The organism is Psychrobacter sp. 1U2 (genome assembly GCF_051847575.1).
This window is the reverse complement of record NZ_JBPYDC010001009.1, coordinates 1-742: the sequence shown is the minus strand read 5'-3', so window position 1 is coordinate 742 and position 742 is coordinate 1. Positions and strand designations below refer to the sequence as shown.

Annotated in this window: 1 protein-coding gene; it reads left to right on the top strand. The window is 42.2% G+C overall.

What is annotated here, in order from left to right; genetic code table 11:
• Nucleotides 1-144: 144 nt before the first annotated feature.
• Nucleotides 145-742: imelysin family protein (locus tag ACS8FD_RS20065; protein WP_439277163.1), on the top strand; the 598-nt coding region annotated here is incomplete at its 3' end.

The following is a 742-nucleotide window of genomic DNA, read 5'->3' as shown; positions in this document are numbered from 1 at the left end:
CTTCATTAGTATTTATTATGGCTGTAACGCTAACATTTTTATTATGCATAATTAGATGTATGACTAAAAAGAGTCGTCATATAAAGATAAGTGCGCTTTGGTCAAAATTGATAAATTCTTTTGCAAAAATTTTTGAGGATGTGTATGACATTTACCACAGTAACGAGCCGCAAGATTTTACCAACTACTTTAGCTACTGCACTTACCGCGATACTAATGGTGTCGGGTTGTACCAAACAGACAGAAGAGGACACTACTGTTACACAGACAGAAGTGCAAAGCGCAGAAACATCTGATGATGGACAGCGCTCAGCTGCCGAGCAAGCTCACATTGATCGACTGGTAAGTAGCTATGCCAATATGGCACATGCTGCCTATAAAGACTCACTAGACACAGCAAAAGCCCTACAAACTGCGGTCGAAACCTACGTAGCAACACCAACTAAAGCTAACCTAGATGCTGCAAAAGCTGCTTATAAAGCGGCGCGTCAGCCCTATTCACAAACCGAAGTGTTCCGTTTTGATGAAGGTTTTGTCACGGCTAATGACGAGCGTGCCATCGGCAGCGTCGATGGGTGGGAAGGTCAAATAAATGCATGGCCACTTGATGAACCGTTGATTGATTATGTCAGTGATAGCTATGAAGGTGAGTACAATAGCCAGGACAATATTATCAATAGCGATAGTATTACGGTTGGCAGTATTAAACAAGATACCAGCGAAATTACCCCTGAGCTACTAG